This is a genomic window from Mesorhizobium sp. M0862 (genome assembly GCF_040319795.1).
Taxonomy (GTDB): Bacteria; Pseudomonadota; Alphaproteobacteria; order Rhizobiales; family Rhizobiaceae; genus Mesorhizobium.
Window position 1 is genome coordinate 1 of sequence record NZ_JAMYOJ010000052.1, and the last position, 2,949, is coordinate 2,949.

Annotated in this window: 2 protein-coding genes and 1 pseudogene; all 3 read right to left on the reverse strand. The window is 61.0% G+C overall.

Annotation, left to right across the window (positions count from 1 at the left end):
- Window positions 1–315: 315 nt before the first annotated feature.
- A complete protein-coding gene (locus tag NKI15_RS31850; protein ID WP_352888172.1) occupies window positions 316–1,107 on the reverse strand; it encodes a calcium-binding protein in 792 nt (263 codons plus the stop codon).
- A gap of 390 nt (window positions 1,108–1,497) precedes the next feature.
- Window positions 1,498–1,745, reverse strand: a pseudogene (locus NKI15_RS31855) (HlyD family type I secretion periplasmic adaptor subunit); the annotation flags it as partial.
- The coding region (locus tag NKI15_RS31860) for a type I secretion system permease/ATPase (RefSeq protein ID WP_352888175.1) at window positions 1,720–2,949 on the reverse strand (1,230 nt) is incomplete at its 5' end. The gene NKI15_RS31860 and the pseudogene NKI15_RS31855, both read right to left, overlap by 26 nt.

Sequence of the window (2,949 nt, forward strand, 5' to 3'; positions counted from 1 at the left end):
ACTGCATCCGCTCGCTGGTTCAGGATCAGTGCTCCCGCCGAATATGTTTGGTCCCGGCATTTAATGGAGCGGGTCAACAACACCGTCCGGCTGAAGGTTTGGAAGGGATTCATCGTGGTCGGCCGCAAGGGCCCGAACAGGCTTCCGCCTCCACACCTTCAGGAGATTTCGGTCCACGACCAGCGCGACGCGCAGGGCTTCGTCACTGTACACGCTGACTGCTCCCAGGCGCCCCGGCCCATGGCAAGTAGCGGAAACGGGGAAGCGCCCGCCCGGGGGGGCGGGGCGGGCGCGGTTCCGCATGGGTTTTCTGGATCAAACGAAGGTAAAGTCGGACGCGGTCAGGCCTAGGTCGGCCACGGTGACCACACCGCCCAGGTGGGCGAACTCGTGCGCGCTGCCGTCGGCGGTGACATAGGCCAGAGTTGCGAGTCTGTCGGTGTAGCTGCTTTGGTAGACAATGATGTCGCCGGCGTGCTCGCCGGAGATCGCACTCGCCGCCTCATTAGCAGAGTTGAAAGATTCGCCAGTGATCACCACGACGTGTTCGCCGTTCGCACCCGAGGCCGCACCGCTGTAGAAGCTGCTCACCGGGTAGCCGGACTGTATGCTGGCGTTGTTGACGAAGTTCGCGCCAAAACCATCGTTGTAGAGGCCCACCGCATCGAAGGCGAACTTGTCCTCCGCCGGGTTGAAATCGGTGATAGTGGTAATGTCCGACGTCGACCCGACAACCCCGGGCACCGGATTGTGGAACTGGAACACGAACGTGTCACTGTCGGTGCCCCCGGTCAACGTGTCCTGGCCGTCACCCACGTAGAGGACATCCTGGCCGGGACCGCCGCTAAGCCTGTCATTGTCCTCACCGGAGACGCGCGCGTTGAAGCGGCCGTTGTCGCCGGAGAGATCGTCCCAGCCATCTCCGCCGAAGATGCGGTCGTTACCCTGGCCGCCAATGACTCGGTCGCTGCCCTGGCCAGACGAGATCTCGTCGTTGCCGCCACGACCGTCAATCCAGTCATTGCCCGCGAAACCCTCCATCCAATCTTCAAGCTCGGTGCCGAGGAGTGTTTCGGAACTCGGGCCACCTTCGATAATCTTTGCCATTGAAAATACTCCTAGTGATGCCCCTGCCTGACGCGTTCATATTCGTCATCGGACAATTTGAGAAATCGATTGCTTGGATAGGCATACATTTACGAAATGGATGCATTCTCGTTCACTTCGCGCTTCTGCTGAGCAGTTGCGGGCTCGCAGGCGGCGGGGACGCGCCCAGGCAATCGGCCCGAACATTCACACTCAAAGAACGGTCCAGGAAACTTTGTAACCGGTCGTTCTGGTTGGGCCGCCCTCGGAAGAACGGGCATGGGGCTGTGTTGCCGAGTCGCGCCGGCACTGCCCATTGCGAGCAATGGAACGTTAGGGAGCGCGTTCGCGCGAGCCGAGATCGGAACCGACAGGCGCACCAGGTAGTACGAAATGCCGGGTTTTTCATCCGTCGCCAGATCGGCTGCGATCCGGCTTTCGCGCACCAGGATTTCTCCCACCACCCCGCCAGTCGGGTGCTGTATCTTCTCACTAGGAAACGACGACAAAGTGTCCGGACGCTACAATCGCACCGGAGAGATTCGTGAAGGTCGCCCAGGCTCCGGCTCCTGCCACAAAGATCACGCTCGCCAGAAGGCCCGCCACCAGGTGCCGGCGAATGGACTCGAAACGTCATTGTTCTGATGAATGCCGGACACCGGGATCCTCCATGTCAGCGCGCTCTGCCACGTGATCCTGTGTAGACTCGATGGCCTTCAGGACTTTGGAACGCGCACCGAATGATCGCTGCCGTCCACCTTCCATCACCAACACCAAATCCACGGCGCGGATGGCGCTCGGCCGATGGGCGACGACAACCGCAATGCCCTTGCGCTCGCGCACGGAGGCGATCGCATTAACGACTGCAGCCTCGCCTTCCGCGTCGAGATGGGCATTGGGTTCATCCAGCACGACAAGGAAAGGGTCTCGATAAAGGGCCCGGGCAAGACCGATAAGCTGGCGCTGCCCGGCGGAAAGTGCCGATCCGGCCTCACCAATCGGAGTTTCGTATCCGTGCTCAAATCGGAGGATCAGTTCGTGCGTGCCCGCTGCTTTCGCCGCGGCGACAATAGCCTCAGGGTCAGGATCATGTTCAAAACGAGCGATGTTTTCGGCAATGGTGCCATCGAACAATTCAACACCTTGTGGCAGATAGCCGATGTGACGGCCTAGTGCTTCCCGGTCCCATTGATCGAGGCTTGCGCTGTCGATGCGAACCTTCCCGGCGACCGGCGTCCATGCGCCGACGATGGCGCGCGAGAGTGTCGACTTGCCCGAGCCCGACGGGCCGATGACCCCGAGTGCGCTTCCCGCCTGAATGGCAAACGCAATGCCGGTCACGGTCGGCTTGCTTTCACCGGGCGGAACGATTGTCACGCTTTCGAGGCGCAGTTCGCGTTCAGGTGCAGGCATTAGCATAACAGGAGCGGTTTCAGGAACCTTTTCCAAGAGGTCCTCCAGCCGCGCCCAACCCTGGCGCGCCATGAGGAAGGGTTTCCAGCTTGAAATGGCGAGGTCGACCGGAGCCAGCGCACGCCCCATCATGATCGAACTGGCAATCATGACCCCGGCCGTAGCCTCTTCCCTGACGACAAGGTACGCACCGACGGCAAGAATGGCCGATTGCAGCAGCACGCGCAGCGACTTTGAAATGGCACCCAGCCCACCTGCCACGTCCCCAGCTTTCCGGTTGGCGGCCAGACACTTGGCATTGGCCTTTTGCCATCGGGCAGCGATCCGCTTTCCAAGACCGAGAGCTTGCACGACCTCGGCATTGCAACGCGCTGCTTGCAGCAGACCATTGCGTGCCATGTTGTGGGCAACGGTATCGCTTATCGGCCCTTGCGAGAGAGTGTTGGCAAG

Bases quoted from the DNA above. Each gene is read 5' to 3' on its own strand.
- NKI15_RS31850 (WP_352888172.1), bottom strand. From the start codon at position 1,107: ATGGCAAAGATTATCGAAGGTGGCCCGAGTTCCGAAACACTCCTCGGC.